We start from the raw sequence: 23,325 nt of genomic DNA, 5'->3' as shown, positions 1-23,325 counted from the left end.
GGTTAAGGCCAGTTGGTGGATAGGGAGAATGACCAAGGTCTTTGTGAGGGATCAGTTATGGATAGAAAATGGTGGAAAGAAGCAGTTGCATATCAAGTATACCCGAGAAGTTTTAAGGATTCGAATAGTGATGGTGTAGGAGATATCAACGGTGTGACGAGCAAATTGGATTATTTAAAAGATCTTGGGATTGATGTAATTTGGATTTGTCCAATGTACAAGTCACCAAATGACGACAACGGCTATGACATTAGCAATTATCAGGAAATTATGGATGAGTTTGGGACAATGGCGGATTTTGATCGCCTTTTAGAAGAAGTACACGCACGCGGGATGAAGTTGATTATCGATTTGGTTATCAATCATACAAGTGATGAACACCCGTGGTTTATGGAGTCACGCGCTTCAAAAAATAACGACAAGCGAGACTGGTATATTTGGAGCGATGAGCCGACCAACTGGGAAAGTATTTTTGGTGGATCTGCATGGGAATACGATCAAGAAACAAAACAATATTATTTGCATTTATTTTCTAAAAAGCAACCGGACTTAAACTGGGAAAACCCAGAAGTGCGACAAGCCTTATACGATATGGTCAATTGGTGGCTGGACAAAGGAATCGACGGTTTCCGTGTGGATGCCATCAGTCACATTAAAAAAGAGTTGAGCGATGTGGAAGACCCTGAACAGAATTTGTATGTGCCAGCTTGGGAGAAAATGATGAATGTTAAAGGGATTCAGCCATTACTTGCGGAACTGCGTGATGAAACATTTGCGAAACACGATGTCATGACAGTAGGCGAGGCAAATGGTGTTCAAGCTGACGACATTAATGAGTGGATTTCAGAGGACGATGGGAAATTTAATATGGTGTTTCAGTTTGAAAGTATGAGCTTATGGGACACCGATTCAACAACAGGAATCGATGTACCGAAATTAAAAGAAGTACTGACCAAATGGCAAAAAGCTGTAGAAGGACATGGTTGGAATGCACTTTTTATCGAAAATCACGACAAACCGCGTATTGTCTCTACATGGGGGAATGACCGGGAATTCTGGCGTGAAAGTGCCACAGCGATCGCTTGCATGTATTTCTTCATGCAAGGAACGCCATTTATCTATCAGGGCCAGGAAATCGGCATGACCAATGCACCGTTTGATGAACTAGAGCATTACAATGATATCCAAACCCATAGCCTTTACCATTTCAATCGTTCAGAAGGTATGGAACACGACGACGTAATGACAATCATCAAAGCGCAAAGTCGCGATCATTCACGCACCCCAATGCAATGGGATGCCAGCCCGAACGCCGGATTTTCGGATGCTGATCCGTGGCTACGAACGAATCCGAATTACGAAGAAATCAATGTTGCAGCGCAGCTTCGCGACCCGCACTCGATTCTTTGGTTTTACCGGAAGATGATTTGGCTGCGTAAACAACAAGATGTTCTGGTGTACGGAAATTACGAGTTACAGGACGTTGGTCACGAGTCGATTTATGCCTATACTCGTACGAATGAAGATAAAACCGTTTTGGTCATCACCAATTTGACGGAGTATGCTTGTTACTGGGATGAACCGGAATCGGCACGCTGCTTGTTGAGCAATTATCAGCAGCTCGATCCGAAGCAATTGATGCCTTTTGAAGCACGCGTTTACGAATTGTGAAATAAAAATCTCCTTGCGCTCTTGATCGCGAGGAGATTTTTTTGTGTTATTGGGCTAAATTTTGTAATTTGCAAACAAACACCCAGATTGCGCAAACAAACTCTTAGGTTCTGCAAATAAAACCTAGTAACCCGCAAACAATCGTCCCCATACCGCAAATAAAACCCATCGTCACGCAAACAAACTCAAAATCCTCTTGTCAATCCTTATGTAATCAAGAAATGTGCCAAGTAAAGAAGTAATCCATACATCAAAACAACAGAAAAAACCCACCATGCCCGAGGGCATGGTGGGTTTCGATAGTTTGCGGCGTTCCAAGCCACGTTCCACAACGTGTTCCTAAAAGGAGTGCTTGTCCGTCTTACGCAAACGAGCTCATCGCGTAGTTAACAATAGAGCATTTGCTGGGATAAGTCAACTCGTGAAATGATAGTCCTTACTTAGTACCAATTATTGCTCAGAAGAAAAAGTTAGAGGGAGGAGAGAATTACATGAATAAAGCTTAATTTAGTTTAAAATTGCTTATAAATCTTATTTAAATCTTCTAAAAACGAACTATGTTATGTTCTTTATTAATAAATGTTCGTAATTATGTTGACCGTCAATCTCCTCTTTGTTATAGTTGCCAAGTGATAAACAATATATCGCTCGTATATATTCGGTAATATGGTCCGAATGTTTCTACCAGGTTCCCTTTAAAGAACCGGACTACGAGGTAGAGTTTTGATTGCTTGGCGTGTGTGAACTCTCCTACTCAATTTTTGCTTTGGCTCCAAAGGTCCGAACGGTAGAAACCGGTTCAGGATCTTTTTTAATCCAATTACCGAATAGAGCATACACCTAGGAGGAAATTCACATGACAAAAATGAAGACAGTAAGTAGCAAACAATTGCTAGTATCCATCATGGCTATGATTTTATTGGTCGTATTGGCAGGATGCAGTTCAGCAGCCGAATCGAGCGAATCAGAAAAAGAAAAAGAAGAAACGAAACGACCAATACTTATACAAGGTCCAATGCCAATCGAAGCTGAAAAGTTCGCAGAGCGTTTGGAAAATGTTGAAATAGAAGAATCAGGTTCTACATATGAATTTTATATTGGTACTGTAAATGACTATCCTGTCATTGTTTCGAAAACAGGTAAAGGGATGGAAAACACAGCAGCTGCGACAGCGATCGCGATTGAAAAATACAATCCTGTTGCGATCATCAACCAAGGTACATCAGGTGGACATGATCCAGAGTTAAATGTTTTTGATATCGTCATCGGTGAACGCACAGTTAATATCGGTTCCATGAAAACAGGAGACCGTGCAAAAGGTGAGGGCATTGAAGCAACAGAGTGGAAGCCAATGGACGTAATGGCTTCAGAAGGAAGTGCTGGAGAAGATCCAGATGCTGAAAAAGCGCGTTATTATGATGCTGATCCAGAACTTTTAGCTGCAGCAATTAATGTCAAAGACAGCTATACGCAAGGTAAAGTAGTTGAAGGAACAATTGGTTCAGCAGACGTTTGGAATAACGAAGTCGACCGCATCAAATGGTTCCATGAAAACTTTGGTACATCAGTCGAAGAAATGGAATCAGCGTCATCTGCAATGATTTCAAAAGCATATGATGTACCGTTTTTAGCCATTCGTATTTTATCAAACAATAAAACAAACGACGGTGCGTATAATCCAGACACAGCCGCTGCGAATCAAGAATATGTATATGAAGTAGTTAAAAAGTATATTGCTTTTTTGGAAAGTAACTAAGAAAAGCATCAAAATGAAAAAGCATTCTCACTCCATAATAGGGGTGAGAATGCTTTTTCCTATTTCACAATATGATCAGTTGTCACTTTGTACATATTGCCTTGTCTTGGTGTGAACCAAGCAGCCAGTTCATAAGTTCCGGGTTCAAGGTCAAGCGGTGGGATTTCCAAGTCGTAACTTAGTTGATCTCCGTCATCCATTGTTTCTTCACCTAACGCTTGTGCATACGTACTAACAGAAGAGAAGAGGAAAGCTACTTCGCCACTGTCATTAGTTAATGAAAAATCGAAGCGTTGGCTGCTCGTAAATTCGAAAGTTTGTGCTTCGCCGGTTTCATTCACAACACTATAGCGATATGTGTTGTCATTGATTTGTTCGATCGCTGATTTCATTTCTGCAACTTCCTCACCGTTTGTTTCGGTTTCTTCAGTCTTGGGTTCTCCAGAATCGTTATCGTTTTCGTCACTTTTTTCTGTTCCACAAGCAGCTAGAAATAAGACCGCAAATAAAACTAGAAAAGCTCCGAACCAGGTAAATTTTTTCATGATGATTCCTCCTAATAGAGTTAGAAACTAGAAACTTACTTTCACATAAGAACGTTAAAGTACCAGGAAAGTTACAGTTCTCAGCAAGAATCAGCTGAATATTTTACAGACAGCCTACACATTGGAGGTCCCGCACTGTAGAATAGGGTGTATGAGATTTCGCATTATTCTATCAGTTGGATGAAAGGGGAACGAAATACATGAAAACAGACTTCCATTTTTCGAAAGAAATTGAAAGGGCATTTAAAAACGATCCTCCTGGCCAGTGGATGTCACCATTACCAGTGAGGTGCTTACGTCTCAGTTCAGGTTATCCCGCACCATCACTTGTTCCTTCTGATGAAATTAAACTAGCGGTTGCTCGTTTACTAGATGAAGAAAGGGATTTACCGCTTCATTACATAGGCAGTCCAAGAGTTCCACAATTAAAAAGATTTCTTCAAGATCGAATGGCACAACGTGATGTGGAAGTGACAAGTAATGAATTGCTTGTCACTTCGGGTGCTTGTCAGGCAATTGATTTGATTGCGCGTATTCTTTTGGATGACGAAGCAGTCGTAGCTGTCGAAACACCAACTTATATGGAAGCGCTAGAAATTTTTCAAAACTATACGGAACATTACATCACCATTCCCGTTGATGAAAATGGACTGCAAACTGAGGTGCTAGCTGAGATGTTAGCTGCTCGTAAAGAACAAGGGTTACCGATTCCACGATTGCTTTATACCATACCAACTTATCAAAACCCGACTGGTACAACTTTGTCACTAGAGCGTAGACAACACGTAATGGACCTTGCTGAGCAATATGATTTTCTTATTTTAGAAGATGACGCATACGGAGAGCTGGGCTTTGAAGAAAGACCTCGTTTACTAAAAGCAATGGATAACCAAAACCGTGTGATTTATGCGGGATCATTATCGAAAGTTGTAGCACCGGGCATGCGTATTGGCTGGGTAGTGGCAGATAAACAAATAATTGACCCATTAAGTTGGTTTAAAAAGGATTTGGACCATCCGTTTGATCAGGCAACCATGGCATCATTCCTTGAAACGATTGATTTTGACGAGCACTTAAATCATTTAACGACTACATACGAGTCCAAATGTGCAATGATGTTGTCGGCTTTAGAAGAATTTTTGCCACCCACAGTTTCGTGGTTCGTGCCAAAAGGTGGATACTTTGTATGGGTCAAAATTCCGAATGTGGATACTTCGCAAATGCTGCAGGATGCATTTGATGCAGGGGTAGCTTTCGTACCAGGAAAATACTTTTTCTTAGATCAGCAAGAAGGGCTAGAGTACTTGAGATTGTCATTTAGCTATGCGAGTGAAGAAGAAATCGTTAAAGGTGTGGAATTGCTAGGACAAGTAGTAGGTACACATGTTGTACCAACAGCCGAAAATGTAGAATAAATTAGAATGGTTCTCAATATATATTGTCTACAACTTTAAAACAGCCGCGCTCATCACTATTGTGATGATACGCGGTTTTTTGTTTTTTCAGTATAAGAATAAAAGATAATAAGAATTGACTATATTTTCAGAATACTGTAAAGTTAATACTACTATTTGAGAAAATCCGGAGATTTCTAACGGGCGCTCAAGTGCTAGAAATTTCCAAGACAGGAGGAACTGCTATAGGAGGAACGAATCGATTATAGAAGGAGGAGTGAACATGAATATAACAGCAGCACTGAGACAAAATGCCAAACGTTTTCCAGACAAGGTAGCTATTGCTTATGAGGGAAGAACTTACTCGTACCAAGAACTGAACGAAGAAGTAAATCGAATGGCGAATGGACTACTCGAAACAGGCTTACAAAAAGGTGACAAGGTGTCACTATTTATGAAAAACTCAGACTATAACGTACTGGCTTTTTTTGCGGTGTTAAAGGCCGGCGGTGTTGCCGTACCTGTTAATTACCGGTTGAGTGCCGATGAAAGTGGCTATATTTTTGGACAATCTGAAAGCCGTTTTATTTTCTGCGATGCAGAATTTGAAGGCGTTATTGCAGAAGGAAAAAGACAAGCAACGTCACTTCAACAAGTAATTGTTCATCCTGCGCCTGAAAATAACGATTACCTTAGTTGGGAAAGTGTCTTAAGTGAAAGTGCATTAGATCCGATGGTCGAAGTATTGAACACCGATAATGCAGAAATTCTGTATACATCCGGAACGACTGGCAAACCGAAAGGTGCTTTGTTTGATCATCAGCGTCTTGTAAATGTCAGTGCGTCGTTTGTTTTTGGTGTCGGAATTGATGCTGAAGACCGTATTCTGCACGCAGTGCCACTGTTCCACTCGGTTCAATTAAACCTTTATTTAGTAACCGGTATATTGCTTGGAACATCTAATATCATCTTGTCTGAATTTGATCCTGAACATGTAGTCAAAGCGATAGAGGAATTCGAAGTGTCTGTTTTCTTTGGGTTGCCGAATATGTATGAGGCTTTACTACAAGTCCCGAATGCAGAATCGGCTAATTTGTCTTCTGTTACTAAATGTATGTATGGTGCAGATCCAATTGATCCGGAACTTGTTAAAAAAGCAATGGACTTTTTCGGTCACCAGCAATTTTATAATCTTTGCTTGCTGACTGAAGGCGGACCAGGGGGAGTCTTTTTATTACCAGAACAACATGAAGCTAAAATAGGCTCAGGCGGAAAGCCGATGTATTTCATGGAAGTGCGGGTAGTAGATGATGAATTTAAAGATGTTCAACCCGGTCTAATTGGTGAGTTTATTGTGAAAGGGAATACAGTGATGAAGGAATATTACAACAAACCGCAAGAAACGGCAGAATCTTTCCGAGATGGTTGGTTACTGACTGGTGATTTAGCGACAATCGACGAGGATGGATATATCTCGCTTGTTGATCGTAAAGCAGACCGTATCATTTCAGCTGGGGAAAATATCTTTTCGATTGAAGTCGAGCAGGTCACCATGAACCATCCTCAAGTAGCTGAAGCGGCAACTGTCGGTTTACCGGAAGAAGAATGGGGAGAAATTGTTGGGGTCATCATTGTACCTAAAGACGGTGAAACGATCGAAGAAGAACAATTAATGGATTATTACTTGGAACACCTTCCAGGATATAAAATTCCGAAGAAATATAAGATAGTTGAGTCATTACCGAGAAATGCTTCAGGAAAAATTATGAAATACAAATTACGGGAGCTGCATATTAGTGAATTCGAATGGTTCCGAAAAGTGCCAGAGAGCCGATATTAACCTTACATCTCTATTAAAATAGCCCCGCAGCCAATAAAGGCTACGGGGCATTTTGATAATTTTTTTAAGTAATTGAAGCTTCGTAAATGCCTTTAATGGAGTTTTCTAGCATTGCGTTAAACTCTTCATCTGTTTGATTGGCGTTGACGCCTTCAGATAAAGCTCGTGAGAAACTAGCGATTAGCCCATTATTAGCTGCCAATTTTTCATTGGCATCATCACGTTTATAACCACCAGACAAGGCGACTACGCGAACAACACGGGGGTGATCGATCATTTCTTTGTAATAATTATTTTCTGTCGGAATGGTGATTTTAATCATGACATTTTGATCTTCATTCAATGAGTCCAAATGCTTTAACATTTCCTCTTTAAGAAGTTTTTCGGATTGTTCTTTGTCTGTGCTGTTAATGTCCACTTCCGGTTCAAGAATTGGCACTAAACCAGCGGCAAGAATTTGTTTGCCGACTTCAAATTGCTGCTCAACCACTTTTTTAATCCCTTCAGCATTTGCTTCTTTAATAACAGAGCGCATTTTTGTGCCAAAAATATTGCGTTCGTTGGCACGTTTTAACAAGTCATCTAAGTTTGGCATTTGCTTCATCAGTTGAACGCCGTTTTCTTCATCCGCCAGTCCTTTGTCGACTTTTAAGAACGGTGCAACTCCTTTTTTCTGCCATAAATAATCAGGTGTATACTGACCTTCTACTTTGCGATCCATTGTCTGTTCAAAAAGAATGGCGCCAATAATCGAATCGGAATTGAAAGAAGGCGCAGTCATAACACGTGTCCGCATTTCGTGGATCAAGTCATACATTTCCTCTTCAGACGAATACTGATCTTCTGATACGCCATAAAGTGCTAACGCTTTTGGTGTACTTCCGCCACTTTGGTCAAGTGCCGCAATAAAGCCTTTTCCGTTTTTTACAAAATCCATTTGTTCCTGATTCATCATCCCAGCCCCTTAAATAAATTTTTGAAAATCGATCGGTTTATTAAAAAATTTACTGTAAAGAAACTCTTTCACAGAATATTATAACAATATCTAGAAGAAACTACAAAAAAATTATTAATCCAACCTTACTTAAGGTTTTCCCTACCTAAAATCGAGTAAACGTTTCTACTGTAATTAAGTTCCACAGAAAGTTTGATATGGACCACTCATCGGCTCTGGAGGTGCCGTATAAGCTTCTTGTTCAGATGAATGAGCAAAGGGATTAGCTAACACTGCAAGAAGCTTGTGCAATACACTATAATCTTCTCTGAACTCAGCAGCTTCTAATGCTTCTTCTACTTGGTGGTTTCGAGCTATGACTGCTGGGTTGCTGTCTCGCATTAATTGCTGACTTTGTTCTACTGTTTCTTCTTGTCTTTCGAGACGTGCTTGCCAAGAGTTATGCCAAGCTTTGAACTCGTTTGAGCTAAACAATTCATTGCTTACTAGCTTGTTAAACGTTAATGCACGGAACGTGTTTGTATAGTCGGCACTGTACTTATGCATCAGATTTAGCAATTCTTCTACGAACGCTGAATCTTTGTCTTCTGTATTAAAAAGACCTAATTTGCTGCGCATACCAGCAAGCCAGTTGCTCTCAAACAGCGCAATGTATTTACTGAGCTCAGTTTGCGCGATACTAACGGCCTCTTCGGGGGTATCGTGCAGAAGCGGCAAGAGACTTTCGCCGAAACGGGCCAAATTCCAACCAGCAATCATCGGTTGATTGCCGTATGCGTAACGACCTTGCGTATCTATCGAACTGAAAACGGTCTTTGGATCAAAACTGTCCATAAATGCGCAAGGGCCATAGTCAATGGTTTCTCCGCTAACTGCCATATTGTCGGTATTCATCACGCCGTGGATAAAACCAACCAATTGCCATTTAGCAATTAACGTAGCCTGACGCTGAATGACTTCTTGGAACAATGCCAAATAGCGATGTTCAAGGTCTTGAATATGTGGGAAATGCCGTTCTATTGTGTAATCCGCAAGTGCTTTTAACTCTTCTTTTTCACCAAAACGTGCGGCATATTGGAAAGTTCCAACGCGGATATGACTATCAGCAATACGTGTCATAATAGCACCGGGAAGTGGAGTTTCACGACGAACCATTTCACCAGTTTCAACAACAGCTAAACTGCGTGTCGTTGGAATACCAAGCCCGTACATTGCTTCGCTGATTAAGTATTCGCGTAGCATCGGTCTTAGCGCTGCACGACCATCGCCGCCTCTTGAATAGGCTGTTCTACCAGAACCTTTTAACTGAATATCGACACGCTTGCCAGCAGGTGTTAGTTGTTCGCCAATCAATAAAGCGCGACCATCACCAAGCATCGTAAAATTGCCAAATTGATGTCCGGCATAAGCTTGTGCAAGTGGTATTCTGCCTTCTGGCACGGCATTTCCTGCAAGAATCGCGATGCCTTCTTGACTCGTTAACTCAGCGGGGTCTAAACCAAGCTCAGTTGCCAGCGTTTTATTGAAAATAATCAATTTGGGAGCCGGTACAGGATTGACTGAAAACGTACTATGAAAAATTTCAGGTAGGCGGGAGTAGCTATCACCGAGTTGCCAACCGATATGAGTTTGTTCTTTTTTATTCATTAGAAATTCTCCTTTATTTAGTAGGATGTATATTCATTATACCCTCTTGAATCGGCAAACATGTCTCTGCTGTTTGAGTGATTTGTGTGTGCTATAATTGAAGGTATTAACGTTCGAATATTCAAACAACAAGGAGGAGAAGCGGTGAGTAACAAAAAAGTTCTTTTTGTATTGTTAGATGAGTATGCAGACTGGGAAGCGGCTTCATTGGCAGCTGCATTGAACCAAGAGCCAGAAGGTCAAGGGAAGCAATTTGATGTAAAGACAGTGTCGTTAACGAAAGATCCCATTAAATCTATTGGCGGTTTCACAGTACTACCGGATTACGGAATAGCGGATGCACCAGAAGGTTTTGCAGGGTTAATCTTAATTGGTGGAAATTCTTGGAGAAAAGAAGAAAGTAACCAAGTTATGGAATTGGTGAACAAAGCTGTGGAAAAAGAAGCTGTGATAGGTGCGATTTGTGATGCGACTGTATTTTTAGGGAAGCATGGTTTGTTCAATACGATTCCACATACGAGCAATTATTTAGACAGCTTGAAAAAAGTAGCAGGAGAAAGCTATAGCAACGAAAGTGGTTATGTGGAACAGCAGGCGGTTCGGAGTGGGAAAATAATCACCGCAAACGGTTCGGCATTTTTAGAGTTTGGCAAAGAAGTACTTGAGGCGTTAAAAGCTGCGCCTCAAGAAGAAATAGATGAATGGTACACTTTCTTTAAAACAGGCTATTACGAATTTATGAAAACAAAACAATAAGAAACTCAGCACAAACCATTAACGATTGGGAGAGTAAATCTACAATCGTTAATGGTTTTATATTGAGGCATACTCTCCTTAGCCAAATTCTGAATTTCTCCAAAAGATAAGCATGCTCGTAGCTTTAGATGGGTAAAGAACTAGATAAGGAGGAATCGAAATGACAATTACAACACAATATATATTTGAACCATTTACTTTTACTCCAGGATGGACCGTTAAAAACCGTGTTTTGATGGCACCGATGACGACCTCATCTTCAGATGTGAATGGGGACGTTACAGATGATGAATTATTATATTACAAGCGCCGCGCTGAGAGCGGGCTAGGAGCTGTTATTACGGCTTGTGCGCATGTCGAACCGCTTGGTATTGGATTCCCAGGACCTTTTGGTGCAGACAGCGATGAACGAATCGGAAGTTTGAGGCGATTGGCAACTACTATTCAAGACGGAGGTGCTAAAGCTATTCTGCAGCTTTATCATGCTGGACGCATGTCGAATGAAAAATTATTAAAAGGTGAACAGCCGGTTTCGGCAAGTGCTGTTCCAGCACTACGCCCCAATGCAGAAACACCTCGCGAAATGAGCCATGAAGAAATCGAAGAAACGATTAAAGCATTTGGAGAAGCAACAAGACGTGCTATCGAGGCTGGCTTTGATGGTGTGGAAATTCACGGAGCTAATACGTATTTGATACAGCAATTTTTCTCTCCGCATTCTAATACTCGTACCGATCAATGGGGAGGCGATGTTAATAAACGAATGACATTTCCACTCGCTGTGATTGAGTCGATTCAAGAAGCGGTAGCAGAGTACGCTGATAAACCGTTTGTGGTAGGTTATCGTATTAGCCCAGAAGAACGGGAAGAGCCAGGCATTACGATGGAAGATACATTGAAATTTTTAACGGCTATCGCGGACCACGGCATCGATTATGTGCATGTCTCAGTAGGAAGATTTTTCGGTGGATCTATCCGTGAAGAAGACAACCGGTCACGTGTAGAAGTGATTCAACAACATATTGGCACTCGCGTTCCAGTAATCGGAGTAGGTGGATTACAGACTTTAAGTGATGTGAAAGAAGCGTTATCGGTTACGCCGCTAGTGTCGCTAGGACATGCGCTAATTATGGATCCAGACTGGTTATCAAAAGTTCAAAAAAGTCGAGATCAAGAAATATACCAAGCTATTCATTTAAGTAAAAAAGAACAGTTAGATATTCCAGAAAACCTTTGGAATATGGTTACCAATGCACCAGGTTGGTTCCGAGTAGAAGAATAAATTTTAAAAACAACGGTTCTTGGAATTAACCCAAGAACCGTTGTTTTTGATTAGTTTTTAATAAAAGAAAAAGAGATGCCAGTTAATTGTTCGGATACTCTCCAAAGTTTGCGAGAGATTTCAGGGTTATTTGTATTGTTATGAGGAGTTCCTATTGCTGGATAGCCCTTTCGTTGAAATTGTCCAAGCGGTCCAATATATTCTCCTCCTGTTAACCCTGGTTCGGTTGCAGCATAAATGCTGGCCAAGGCGCCCATATGGGGTGGCTGGAGAAACAAATTAGCGATTTTTTTAAAAAACGCTGGAATTTCTCGATTGCCAAGCTTTAAAATATTGGTCGCAGAAACTCCAGGATGGCAAGCGATACTAATCGTTTGAAAATCATGGTCTTTTAAACGTTTATCTAATTCGAGTGCGAAATACAAATTAGCTAGTTTGCTTTGATTATAGAATTTTTTTGCTTGGTAGCCTTTTGCTCCGTCGAGATTATCAAAATCGATCGAACCACGACTATGAGCACGACTACTGACAGTGACAATTCTGGAGTTTGGCGTTTTTTCGAGTACTGGCAGGAGCATGGCCGTCAATGCAAAATGTCCAAGATGATTACTGCCAAACTGCAATTCAAAACCATCTGCAGTTTTCCCAAAAGGCGGCGCCATAATGCCTGCATTATTAATCAATAAGTCGAGTGTATGAAATGATTTTTTAAACTGTTCTACAAACAATCGGATACTCTCGAGATTTGCTAGGTCGAGTGACATCACGATAATCTGAGCGGAATCATGAAGTTTTAGTAATTTTTTACGTGCAAGATTGCCTTTTTCAATATTGCGGACAGCGAGTATCACTTGTGCGTTCTGTGCAATAAGCTCTTTGATGGTTTCAAAGCCAAGCCCGCTATTGCCGCCAGTAATGATAGCTGTTTTTCCAGTAAGCAAACGATCACTTCCTCTATATCCGTTATCCCGAGTAGCGAGATTAGCTGTCTTATATTTTATCGGGTCTGTGAGTATATTGGAAATGATAAATTGGCTGTAAGTAGAAACTGACGTTAAAATAAATAGAGAAGTGATGCGGACTAAACCGACAATTGGTAAAGTCGCATAAAAAAGAGAGGTTATACTTATGGGCTATGTAGAAGAACTGCGAAAAGTTGTCGGGCACAGGCCGCTTATATTAGTGGGAGCAGTGGTCGTGCTTGTTGATCCGGGTGGACATTTATTGCTTGAAGAACGAAAATTTCCAGAAGGTTTGTGGGGGCTTCCTGGGGGCTTGATGGAGCTGGGTGAATCTACAGAAGATACAGCAAAGCGAGAAGTTTTAGAAGAAACCGGACTTCGTGTTAACGGGTTAACACTAATGAATGTTTACTCAGGACCCAATCATTTTGTAGTGGCCAAAAATGGTGATGAATATTACGTCGTAACGACCGCCTATTATTCAAATACGTTTAGTGGTCGGTTAACGGTTGATCAAGAAGAATCTATCAGTTTTAAATTCTTTGCTCCAGAAGAGTTGCCTGACAAATTAGTTGGCAGCCATCGAACGGTGATAAAAGAATTTCTTGAGCATCACTATTCTGCACTAATAGCCAAATAACTAAAAAAATTCTCACTCAATAGAAAAAGGCATTTTCATCGCTTTAGATGAAAATGCCTTTTTTTAAGAAAAATCGTATTCTACACCGGTAAGCTTTTCTGAAACGTCCCACAGTTTTAGAGAAACGGCTTTATCGCGGGCAGATGCATGAGGTGAATCAAGTGCGGGATACCCTTTACGTCGCCCTTTGCCATCGGGTCCTATATACTCTCCGCCTGTAAGTTGGGAGTCTGTAGCAGCATAAACAGTAGGTAAAGCGCCTAATGTAGGTGGTTGTAAAATATTGTGCATGAGCGATTTTAAAAATTGAGGTGCATCTCGGTTACCCAATTTAAAAATATTGGTCGCCGAAATTCCAGGATGACAAGCAATGCTCAAAGTTTGTATATTGTGTTCTTTAAAGCGTGTATCCAATTCTTGTGCAAATAATAGATTGGCTAGCTTGCTTTGGCCATAAAACTTCATCGCTTTATAGCCTCTGGAACCATCAAGATTTTCAAAGTCAATGCGAGCCCCTTTATGAGCAAGGCTACTGAGAGAGACAACCCGTGAATACGGTGTTTTTTTTAGTAAAGGCATCAGCAAACCTGTCAAAGCAAAATGCCCGAGGTGGTTACTACCAAATTGGAGTTCAAATCCATCCTTTGTCTTAGAGTAAGGCGGCGCCAAAACTCCAGCATTATTGACCAGTAGATCGAGAGAGTCATATTGCTTTTGATAACTTTCTACAAATCGATGAACACTTGCAAGATCTGCTAAATCTAGTTTCATCACAGCTACATGTGCTTCTTGATTGTTTTGGAGAATTATGTCGCGTGCATGTTGGCCTTTTTCTATATTGCGTACAGCCATCACGATATGTGCACCGCAATCAGCAAAGACTTTGGCAGCTTCTAAGCCAATACCACTATTAGCGCCCGTAATGATCGCAGTCTTTCCAGTTAATGTTTTCAAACGATCAGCTCCTGAGTAATGGACTTTGTACTTACATAAAAATACCACGTCCCACGCTATGTAACAAATAGTGAAATTCAGAAAATTGTTTTCTTTACATATTTCTCTCTTGAAAGGGTAAAGATAAATTATTACTAAGAGTCGGGAGCGATAAGATGAACAAAAATGAAAAACTAGCAGGACTGGCTTTTTTAATATTGCTTGGCGGCTTAGGTCTTGCTTCATTGTTTATTGTGTTATTTTCAGAACTAGCGGAGGAAGTCATGGACCAAGAAGTAAGTTTATTTGATGATTTTATTATCGCCGCAATCCAAGCAAGTTCAAGTACGACTATGGATACCGTTATGTTCGTTTTTACTGAAATGGGATCTGTCTGGTTTTTAACCTTATCATCCATTGGCATTTTGCTTGTGCTAGGGCTAAAACTGAAAGATAAATGGGGCGTGTTGTTTTTTATTATCGCCGTAGGAGGAGGTTCTCTTTTAACCTTATTGTTGAAGAATTTGTACCTCCGAGAACGTCCGAGCATTAACGAGGAAATCGATGCAATCGGTTATAGTTTTCCAAGTGGTCACTCCATGGGCTCGTTAATTTTTTATGGCTTTGTGATGTACCTCGTTATTCGAACACGCCAACGCCCATGGATTCAATGGACGGCGGTTACTATATTGAGTTTACTTATTATTGCTATTGGCACCAGTCGAATTTATTTAGGCGCACACTTTCCAAGTGATGTATTGGCAGGATATATAGCGGGGCTTATTTGGCTGATGCTTAGCCTCATTGCATTAGAATGGATTCAATGGCACAGTAAAAGCCCGGTACCACCTGTCCGCGCCATTCGCCGATTGCTCGAGCCCTTTTACAAAACAGTTCTGACTAAACTACCTTTCTTTTCAAAATAACTACACAAAAACCCGCATGGGAAAGACGCATGCGGGTTTTTGTGTAGTTATTGAATGGTCTCGAATGAGCTTTTGATCTCTTCGTTGCCAATATGACCTGTCTGACTTTTAACTAATGTACCATCAGAAGCAATATAAACCGATGTCGGATAGCCAATGACACCGTACTCATCAAAAAAAGTACCACCTTCATCCAATAACACCGTAATGTTTTCTGCATTTGGAAAGCCTTCAAACCACTTCGCAAATGACTCGCTATTTTTTTCAGCGTTCGAGCTAGGAGATACGACCGTCAACACAACAAAATCATTTTCTTCACCAGCTAAAGTATTCAATTCCTCCATGCCACTTAAACAAATCGAACACCATGAAGCCCAAAACTTCACATACACTTTCTGTCCAGCGTAATCAGCAAGGTTTTGTTGATTGCCATCTAAATCCACTAACTCAAAAGCCGGTGCCAACTTTTTAGCATTTTCTTCGGTTGGAGCGCATCCACCTACTACGAATAATAAAGCTAGCAGTAAACTGATTTTCACCCATACTTTCATCGCAATCATCCTTTACTGTGAACGAGCTTAGCAAATCTTTGTACCTCTATCATATAGTGAACATGCGATAAAAGACATTAGGGCAACTCGACAAAAACCCTCTTCGGTAGAAGAGGGTCAGACTGTAGACAAAGTCTTATTAAACAGAATAGTCATGCATACTTTTCAACCGAACTGACCACTTTGTTGTTCATGGACTTAGCTTTAGTCTATTCGCTTGTTTTAATTTGTTGCCAAGCATTTTTTCGAATGATCAAATCAGATACGTGAAGTTCTTCAGTAGCCGTCTCAATAAATTCACTACATCGTTCAATCGCTACTTCTTGGCCAGAATCAATTTCATAACAACTACCATTTCCAGCTGGTGAAGTTAAATCTGGTTCGAAATAAAGCTCTTCGTATCGAAACGTACCATCTCGAAATACAGTCAAATTGTTTTCTTCATCTAGTAAAGACTCTCCCAACATGTGGGATGGAGTAATTCCGACAATATCAAGGATTGTCGGTGCAATATCAATCTGTCCGCCTACACTAGCGACTGTTCCGCCTTCTTCTGAATGAGGTGGTTTGATAAATAGCGGTACTTGGCGATCAAGTTCAAATAATTCCATTTTAGTTTCAGCGCCCATTTCTTGTGCCATTTCACTATCTTCTTGAGTAAGACCGCTATCATGGTCGCCATAAAAAACGATTAAAGAATCGTCCCACATCTCTTTTTGTTTTAATTGTTCGATTATAGTACCGACTGCGCCATCCACATAATGAATGGTTTCGTAATACCCTTTTAACAATGGATCTTCATAGCCGGTCAAGTCCAGCTCTTCGAAATTATCAGGAATGGTATATGGCGTATGGCTTGATAAAGCTACCATAAATGCAAAGTAAGGTTCTTTTAATTGTTCTGCAAGCTCTACAGAAGTGGTTAAGAAATCTTCATCATTTACAGCCATACCAATGTCTTGCTCATCAGGAAAATCTGGACGACTAAAAAAATGATTAAAGCCGATATTTTTATAAACCGCGTCTCGGTTCCAAAAATCTTTTTTGAATGCATGCATAGCGGCTGTATCGTAGCCTGCGTTTCTCAATAGCTCTGGTAAAGCATCAAATTCATTTTCTGCTGCGTAGCGCGTATAAACAGATCCTGACTTTAGTGAGTAAAGCGAAGTCAGTGTAATGAATTCTGCGTCAGAAGTACGGCCTTCATGCGTTTGGTGATAAAACGAAGGGAAAAACAGGGCCTCTTTTTTCAAAGCATTTAAATGAGGTGTCAGTTCTTGTCCGTTAACTTGGTGATCAATTACAGAGGTTTGAAACGATTCTAATTGGACCACAATGATATTCGGTTTTTCTGAGTCGGATACCGTTGAGGGTGTATCGGGTACAACTTTACGAATTCGTTGTTCTTCTTCTTTAGTTAACGTACTCTCATCGAAGAGCAAAGAACCGATACCTTGAGCAAAATCCAATCCGTGATAGCCCCAAAAACCAAGTTGGTAATATTCACGCATATTCGAAATGGGCTCCCCAACAAGCCACTCTTCTTCATTGCTATAACTTATGACTAATGGGATTACAACCAATGCAAGTCCTAATACAAAGCCAGTACCCGCATAAATTTGTTTAGTTTTTTTAGTCACAACGTATTCTTTCTTGCGAATAGCAAAAAGGAATAACGAGAAGAAAAGCAAATCGGCAAAAAAGAGGAAGTCTTTCGCTTCGATTAATGTTAGAAATCCACCGCCGACATCACTCATTTGTGTAATATCAGAAAGCAGTACGATAGATAATAAATCACTGAAATAACGGTAATACCATAAATCTGAGACTAATAAGGTACTATGCAAAAACAGCAACATAAGTAAAATCCAATTGCGTTTTTTTCTATTTAATAATAAAGTCCAGCTAGATAAGACCACAATAGAAGCGAGATTGAGAACAAAGAAACTAAACGAGAAATGAGTACCAGCGTACAAGCTGAATAAAAATATTTTTGAAATGGATAGGATTAGGTAAATCCAATACTCCAGAAATTTCATTAGGCACCTCCAAAAAAAGTTTTCTGCTTTACTAATAATTTAAGACTGGATAAAACAGAGTTGTACTTTTTAATTACCACTCGAGAGAAGAGTAGAAACATTATTAAGCTTAAGAGTGTATAAGGGTTGCCGTTTAAAAACAGAAGGACAGCGGGTACTTACTAATAGAGAGAAACATCAGCAGTAAAATTCGAAGAATGATTTAGAGGGAGTGTTAGTTATGGAGTTATCTAAAAAAACCTCGAGCAATAATACGTCAGAAAATAAAGGGTGCAAATACCCTGTCTTAGCTATTGGTCAAAACTTCACAATAGATTTTGGGAAACAGCAATCGCTTTTCGGGAATTGGCAAGTGGTGGAAAATGACAAAGCTCCTTTTTATTTATGTTGCCGTGTTTTAGAAAATGGAAAATTATCGAGACGAAGATCCGCTGACAATCGTCGCCAATTTTTTGAAGCTGAAATTTATTATGCACTGACCAAACTAGAGTAACTACAAAATGCTAGATAAGTAGAACAACCGCTCATTAACTACGGAGCGGTTGTTTTTGATAAGAATAAATAAGTTGTAGTAAAAAAGAGACAGTCCATTAAATATATATAGATAATTTGGAATTTTGCTGTGATATAAAAGTATTACAAAGAGGGCTAGGTGATACATAGAATGAAAGCCAAACAACAAGATATCGAAATACCATTTGGATTAGCACTTATTCCACTAGTCGTTATGATTGCCGTTATGGCACTCACCATTATTGTGTTTGAAGGAAGCCCTCATGTACCTTTAGCAATAGGGGCAATTGTTGCCGGTATTATTGCTTGGCGTATGGGATATAAATGGGAAACAATCGAAGAAGGAGCTTATAAAGGAATTCGTCTTGCGCTTCCCGCAATTGTCATTATTATCGTAGTGGGGATGATTATTGCTTCATGGATTGGCGGCGGTATCATTGCAACGATGATTTATTACGGTCTACAGATTATTACGCCTTCTTTATTTTTAATGACCATCTGCATTATTTGTGGGATTGTTGCACTCGCAATCGGTAGTTCATGGTCTACAATGGGAACAATCGGTGTTGCAGGAATGGGAATTGGCATTAGTATGGGGATTCCCGCTGCGATGGTAGCAGGAGCAGTTATTTCTGGATCATATTTTGGTGATAAAATGTCACCATTGTCGGATACAACAAATTTAGCTGCAGGTATTACGAATACAAACTTATTTGAACATATTAAGCATATGTTATTTACGACAGTTCCAGGTTTGGTCATTGCATTAGTTGTTTATTTTTTCCTTGGTCGCCAATTTGCAGGATCGACAATTGATCAAGAGAATATTCAAGGAATACTATCATCACTAGATAGTAACTTTTTAATTTCTCCTTGGTTATTATTAATACCCGCAATCATTATTATATTAGTAGCATTTAAAGTACCAGCTTTACCGGCTTTATTAATCGGGGTGTTCCTTGGATTTATGTGCCAAATAGTTGTTCAAGGAGGCAATGTCGGAGCTGCAGTTAACACGCTTCATGACGGTTTTGCTATTACTTCTGGCAATGAAATGGTTGACGATTTGTTTAATCGTGGAGGCATTGCTTCGATGATGTTTACCGTTTCCTTAACCATTTTCGCTATGGTTTTTGGTGGAATATTAGAACATACAGGAATGTTGAGAGCGATTGTTAAACAGATTTTAAAAGTAGCGAAATCTGCAGGAAGTTTAATCGCAGCGACAATTGTATCTGCTTTTTTCACAAATGCAACCGCTTCCGAACAATATATTTCTATCCTGATTCCTGGCAGAATGTATGCAAGAGCTTACCAGGATAAAGGGCTACATTCGAAAAACCTTTCACGTGCTCTTGAAGATGGAGGAACATTAACATCTCCGTTTGTCCCATGGAATACATGTGGTGTGTTTATCTTGGCGACTTTAGCGGTACATCCATTTGCGTACGCTCCTTATGCGGTATTAAATTATACGGTACCGGTTATCGGTATTGTGATGGGGTTAATTGGCTATAAAGTTCAATTTTTAACAAAAGACGAAGTTGCAGAATTGAAAGTGAAAGAACAAAGAATGAATAATGAAAACGAATTAACTGAAAGCGTTTAAGTTTTCTTCATGATTCGTACAAAAAAAGCGAGCTGTCTCTTTTGAATTCCAAAAGAGACAGCTCGCTTTTTGTATAAAATGTATTATGTCAGCCTTTGTCCCGTACCATATAATAGCCAAGGTGAAGGCAACTCAAAAGGATGATTATTTGGTAACGACTGCACTTGCGCAGGGCTTAAGTCTATCCAAATAGATGGATTTGTTTTTACTTTTATGCTTAACTCTAGTTGCGCCATTGACATCGTTTCCCATAATCCAGGCTGACTTAACAGATCATCCCATGAATAAATCACATGTAAGTAATACTCTCGCTTATAATCTTGTTTAGTGATCAGCACTCGGTCTTGTTGTGGATTTTCAAAAAAGGACCATTGTGCAAAATTTTCCTCGGTAAATAGTTTTTCAGAAGCTGGAAACGCGTAATAGCATTCATAGGGGAAAACAGCACCTGTTTGGATATAAAGTTGCTCAATCCAAGCTCTCTTTTTTGAGATAGCGGTCACTTTTTCCCAAGCCCTTCCTCCTGTTTCAAGATGAGCAATGTTGGATGAAATTGCGCTATATAGTATAGATAGTTCTGTGAGTCCAAGTTTATCCATAACACGCCGAGCGGATACATTATTGTGCTGTGTGTTTGCACCGATCCATTGGATATTAGGAAGTGTTAAGGTTTGCTCTAAGATGAAGTTCATCAATTGTGTGGAAAGGTTATTTCCGCGATACCGCAAATCACTGCGCATTCTGCCGAGCATGACATACTGTTTCGCGAAAATCGTATAACCTCCGACGCTTACAAGTTGTTCATCAAAAAATAGGCCATACATACGGCTAGAACCCTTTGAAATTCGGTCATAAACACGGAGAATATAGTCATCTTCTATCCCAGTGTTCATTTTTTCTAAATAATGTAGGTCCTGCAATTGTAATTGTCGAATCGATTTCTCCATAAAAACACCCCTTGCATATGATGAAATAATTACTTATTATTATATACAAAAAGTCTAAAGTCAGCATGTTAAGTGTGGTCTCTCTAAACCAAGTAAGAGGTTCCATTATCTTTTAGCCTCATACATGTGTATAGTAGATAAAGTGAAAAAGACACATAGATCAGTCATCACCTTGCTGATTAAAGGAGATAAACCAATTGGAAAAAAATATTATGGGTATTCAAGATAAACTATCTAAGGGTGACCATGTATTTTATTATGTAGAAGATACTGATTGCTATATTGATAATGCGATTTCTTATATTAAAGATGGTATAGATCAAGGAGATCAAGTTCTATTCGTTGAAAATGAACGTCTCCATCCAAAAATACTGGAACGTCTAGAAACGCTTTTTTCTGAAGAACAGTTAAAGAACGTTCATTATATAAATAATTTCACGTTTTATTGGCGGAATGGGAATTTTCATCCACCGACTATTTTGGATTATTTCTCTACTTTGATTAATCCATTTCTAGAGAACGAGCTGAGCTTTCGAACTTGGGGGCATATAGAGTGGCGAGATGATATAGAAATCTCCAAAAGTATTCAGGAGTATGAGTTTGCTATTGACCAGCTAGTTCCACAAACAAATGCGATTTCTGTATGTGCTTATGATGCTTCTCGACTTTCAGAATCACTTAAGACGTCCCTGTTAAACTGTCATAGTTTTCTCATGACGGATGACAAGATCACTCCGATAATAAAATAGTTGAATTTAGTAAGACCCAACCTAAAGAACCTTCCCATTGAAATATAGTGGGAAGGTTCTTTTTGATGTGCAAATTTCTAAAGGAAACAAACTATTTGTTTTGTTTTTTGAATATTGACAATTCTTCTTAAAGGAATACTATATTAAGTAATAGTGTTTATAGAATTAGTGTTTTGTAAAGACAAAGAAATTTGCCGAGTTAAAAAGGGGAGAGGCCGAAATGACTAAACTTAAAAACTATCATTTCGGCTCGATAATTGATGGCAAAGAATTAGATAAAGGAGAGCGCACTGAAATCGCAATCTACAATCCATACAATGCTGAAGTACTTGGAAAGATTTTATACGCCACACCACAAGATGCGGAGAACGCAGTTAGTAGCGCACATCGAGTCTATACGAAAACTATGAAGAAAATGCCGACACATAGACGGGCTGAAATTTTGAGGAAAACAGCGGACTTGCTTGAAAGTGAACAGGAGCAATTTGCGCATCTATTAACTTTAGAAGGAGGCAAGCCTATTAAAGTTAGTCGACTGGACATAGCTTATGCTGCTCAAGTGCTACGTTTTGCATCACAAGCTATAAAATCAATCTACGAAGAACGAGTTTCATTAAACCAAGTAGTTGAAGAAAGTCATCTAGGTATAGTCAAACGGGTGTCGCTTGGCGTAATAGCTATTAGTTTACCTGTTAACTATCCATTAACATTGCTACTCTATAAAATGGCTCCTGCAATTGCGGCAGGAAACACCATCGTTTTGAATCCCACCGAGACAACCGTCTATTCGACAGGACTGCTTTATCGATTGTTTGAAAAAGCAGGTATGCCAAAAGGGGTTATTAATATTATCGCAGGAGCCAATCAAAGTTTAGTAGGGAATTTAATGAATCACCCAAAAGTTAAACTTGTGATATGTACTAAAAGCAGTGCTGAGAGTTGGAAAGAAAAAGACATCATCAAAAAGAAAAAGATTCTGTTGGATTTCAAAACGAAGAACCCAACAATTATCTTTGATGAAGCTGATTTAGATTTTGCGATTACCACCGTTGTAAATGCAGGTTTACTACACACGGATCGGTCAATTATGTCTGCACAGCATGTTTTCGTGCAAAAAGGAATATATGAAAAGTTTCTAGAAGAGCTCATTAAAAAAGTACAAACACTTAAAATAGGAAATCCACTAGATGACACAATAGATATTGGTCCAATGGCTAGTTTAGCGGCTGCAGAAAAAGCAGAAACATGGGTTAGGAATATGATTGAAAGAGGAGCGACTGTATTAGTTGGTGGCAGTCGGCATCAAACAATGATGGAACCAACCATAATTAGTGGTGTAACAGCAGATAGCACAGTAGCTCGTGGAATTACATTTGCCCCAATTATTAGTATTATGCCTTTTCATACAAAACAAGATGTGATGTCCTACATGAATGCGCCGGAATCTGTCTTACATGCAGGTGTTTTTACAAGAAATAGCAAAGGAACGACACGTAAAGAAGAAGTCAATCTAGCTATTGAAGAAATGACAACAATCAAGCTGATTGGCAATAATCACTTGTAAGGTTTAAGCATTGCGTTTAAAAATCCATTTTAAAAGGAGAATGATC

20 protein-coding genes and 1 riboswitch are annotated in these 23,325 nt (G+C 39.6%); of the genes, 12 read left to right on the top strand and 8 right to left on the bottom strand.

All coding sequences use genetic code 11. The features are described 5' to 3' along the window. The first annotated feature begins 57 nt into the window (after positions 1-57). Together MLE13_RS07900 and MLE13_RS07895 are read left to right on the top strand one after the other, a co-directional pair. Entirely contained in the window at positions 58-1,671 is a 1,614-nt protein-coding gene (locus MLE13_RS07900; RefSeq protein ID WP_240749177.1) for a glycoside hydrolase family 13 protein, read from the top strand. Between the two features lie 628 nt (positions 1,672-2,299). Then, a riboswitch (purine riboswitch) is annotated at positions 2,300-2,402 on the top strand. 125 nt (positions 2,403-2,527) lie between these two features. Then, complete coding sequence (locus MLE13_RS07895; RefSeq protein WP_240749176.1) at positions 2,528-3,427, top strand: 5'-methylthioadenosine/S-adenosylhomocysteine nucleosidase; 900 nt, start codon at positions 2,528-2,530, stop codon at positions 3,425-3,427. Between the two features lie 59 nt (positions 3,428-3,486). Here MLE13_RS07895 and MLE13_RS07890 read toward each other — a convergent pair whose 3' ends face one another. Then, positions 3,487-3,972 carry a BsuPI-related putative proteinase inhibitor gene (locus MLE13_RS07890; protein ID WP_240749174.1) on the bottom strand — a complete coding sequence of 162 codons (486 nt, stop codon included), beginning with the start codon at positions 3,970-3,972 and terminating at the stop codon, positions 3,487-3,489. A 200-nt stretch (positions 3,973-4,172) separates the two neighbouring features. Between MLE13_RS07890 and MLE13_RS07885 the strand changes: the two genes are divergently transcribed. Continuing rightward, the gene (locus MLE13_RS07885; RefSeq protein ID WP_240749173.1) at positions 4,173-5,387 is read left to right on the top strand and encodes a PLP-dependent aminotransferase family protein; all 1,215 of its coding nucleotides are present in this window, start codon (positions 4,173-4,175) and stop codon (positions 5,385-5,387) included. A 262-nt stretch (positions 5,388-5,649) separates the two neighbouring features. Continuing rightward, complete coding sequence (locus MLE13_RS07880; protein WP_240749172.1) at positions 5,650-7,206, top strand: class I adenylate-forming enzyme family protein; 1,557 nt, start codon at positions 5,650-5,652, stop codon at positions 7,204-7,206. 64 nt (positions 7,207-7,270) lie between these two features. Here MLE13_RS07880 and MLE13_RS07875 read toward each other — a convergent pair whose 3' ends face one another. After that, on the bottom strand, positions 7,271-8,158 hold the full coding sequence (locus MLE13_RS07875) for a fructose bisphosphate aldolase (RefSeq protein WP_240749171.1): 888 nt from the start codon (positions 8,156-8,158) through the stop codon (positions 7,271-7,273). A 177-nt stretch (positions 8,159-8,335) separates the two neighbouring features. Next, the gene (locus tag MLE13_RS07870; RefSeq protein WP_240749170.1) at positions 8,336-9,808 is read right to left on the bottom strand and encodes a protein adenylyltransferase SelO; all 1,473 of its coding nucleotides are present in this window, start codon (positions 9,806-9,808) and stop codon (positions 8,336-8,338) included. A gap of 144 nt (positions 9,809-9,952) precedes the next feature. On the opposite strand from MLE13_RS07870, the gene MLE13_RS07865 reads away from it, so the two are divergent. Together MLE13_RS07865 and MLE13_RS07860 are read left to right on the top strand one after the other, a co-directional pair. Beyond that, positions 9,953-10,564: a type 1 glutamine amidotransferase family protein gene (locus tag MLE13_RS07865; RefSeq protein WP_240749169.1), complete on the top strand. Its 612-nt coding sequence runs from the start codon at positions 9,953-9,955 to the stop codon at positions 10,562-10,564. Positions 10,565-10,724: 160 nt separating this feature from the next. Continuing rightward, positions 10,725-11,846 carry an NADH-dependent flavin oxidoreductase gene (locus MLE13_RS07860; protein WP_240749168.1) on the top strand — a complete coding sequence of 374 codons (1,122 nt, stop codon included), beginning with the start codon at positions 10,725-10,727 and terminating at the stop codon, positions 11,844-11,846. Between the two features lie 50 nt (positions 11,847-11,896). Here MLE13_RS07860 and MLE13_RS07855 read toward each other — a convergent pair whose 3' ends face one another. Beyond that, positions 11,897-12,787 (bottom strand): oxidoreductase, encoded by an 891-nt coding sequence (locus MLE13_RS07855; RefSeq protein WP_240749167.1) that lies wholly within the window; start codon positions 12,785-12,787, stop codon positions 11,897-11,899. A gap of 187 nt (positions 12,788-12,974) precedes the next feature. Between MLE13_RS07855 and MLE13_RS07850 the strand changes: the two genes are divergently transcribed. Beyond that, positions 12,975-13,448 carry an NUDIX hydrolase gene (locus MLE13_RS07850; RefSeq protein ID WP_240749166.1) on the top strand — a complete coding sequence of 158 codons (474 nt, stop codon included), beginning with the start codon at positions 12,975-12,977 and terminating at the stop codon, positions 13,446-13,448. 63 nt (positions 13,449-13,511) lie between these two features. Here the strand turns inward: MLE13_RS07850 and MLE13_RS07845 are convergent, their stop codons facing one another. Next, positions 13,512-14,402, bottom strand: a complete 891-nt coding sequence (locus tag MLE13_RS07845; RefSeq protein ID WP_240749165.1) for an oxidoreductase — start codon at positions 14,400-14,402, stop codon at positions 13,512-13,514. A 155-nt stretch (positions 14,403-14,557) separates the two neighbouring features. Between MLE13_RS07845 and MLE13_RS07840 the strand changes: the two genes are divergently transcribed. Next, on the top strand, positions 14,558-15,307 hold the full coding sequence (locus tag MLE13_RS07840; RefSeq protein WP_240749164.1) for a phosphatase PAP2 family protein: 750 nt from the start codon (positions 14,558-14,560) through the stop codon (positions 15,305-15,307). Positions 15,308-15,354: 47 nt separating this feature from the next. On the opposite strand, the gene MLE13_RS07835 is transcribed toward MLE13_RS07840, so the two are convergent. Further along, positions 15,355-15,858 (bottom strand): TlpA family protein disulfide reductase, encoded by a 504-nt coding sequence (locus MLE13_RS07835; protein ID WP_240749163.1) that lies wholly within the window; start codon positions 15,856-15,858, stop codon positions 15,355-15,357. 209 nt (positions 15,859-16,067) lie between these two features. Continuing rightward, positions 16,068-17,897 (bottom strand): LTA synthase family protein, encoded by a 1,830-nt coding sequence (locus MLE13_RS07830; RefSeq protein ID WP_240749162.1) that lies wholly within the window; start codon positions 17,895-17,897, stop codon positions 16,068-16,070. A 220-nt stretch (positions 17,898-18,117) separates the two neighbouring features. Between MLE13_RS07830 and MLE13_RS07825 the strand changes: the two genes are divergently transcribed. Beyond that, on the top strand, positions 18,118-18,390 hold the full coding sequence (locus MLE13_RS07825; protein ID WP_240749161.1) for a hypothetical protein: 273 nt from the start codon (positions 18,118-18,120) through the stop codon (positions 18,388-18,390). A 171-nt stretch (positions 18,391-18,561) separates the two neighbouring features. Then, entirely contained in the window at positions 18,562-20,019 is a 1,458-nt protein-coding gene (gene nhaC / locus MLE13_RS07820) for a Na+/H+ antiporter NhaC (protein WP_240749160.1), read from the top strand. An 83-nt stretch (positions 20,020-20,102) separates the two neighbouring features. On the opposite strand, the gene MLE13_RS07815 is transcribed toward nhaC, so the two are convergent. Next, the gene (locus MLE13_RS07815) at positions 20,103-20,966 is read right to left on the bottom strand and encodes a GNAT family N-acetyltransferase (protein WP_240749159.1); all 864 of its coding nucleotides are present in this window, start codon (positions 20,964-20,966) and stop codon (positions 20,103-20,105) included. A gap of 197 nt (positions 20,967-21,163) precedes the next feature. Between MLE13_RS07815 and MLE13_RS07810 the strand changes: the two genes are divergently transcribed. Both MLE13_RS07810 and MLE13_RS07805 read left to right on the top strand, forming a co-directional pair. Then, complete coding sequence (locus MLE13_RS07810; RefSeq protein ID WP_240749158.1) at positions 21,164-21,715, top strand: MEDS domain-containing protein; 552 nt, start codon at positions 21,164-21,166, stop codon at positions 21,713-21,715. Between the two features lie 220 nt (positions 21,716-21,935). After that, positions 21,936-23,279 carry an aldehyde dehydrogenase family protein gene (locus MLE13_RS07805; protein ID WP_240749157.1) on the top strand — a complete coding sequence of 448 codons (1,344 nt, stop codon included), beginning with the start codon at positions 21,936-21,938 and terminating at the stop codon, positions 23,277-23,279. The last annotated feature ends 46 nt before the right edge of the window (positions 23,280-23,325 follow it).

It is taken from the genome of Planococcus halocryophilus (assembly GCF_022489025.1).
Classification (GTDB): domain Bacteria; phylum Bacillota; class Bacilli; order Bacillales_A; family Planococcaceae; genus Planococcus; species Planococcus halocryophilus_A.
Note: the sequence above shows the minus strand (reverse complement) of the source record. Positions and strands in the feature narration are given on the sequence as shown.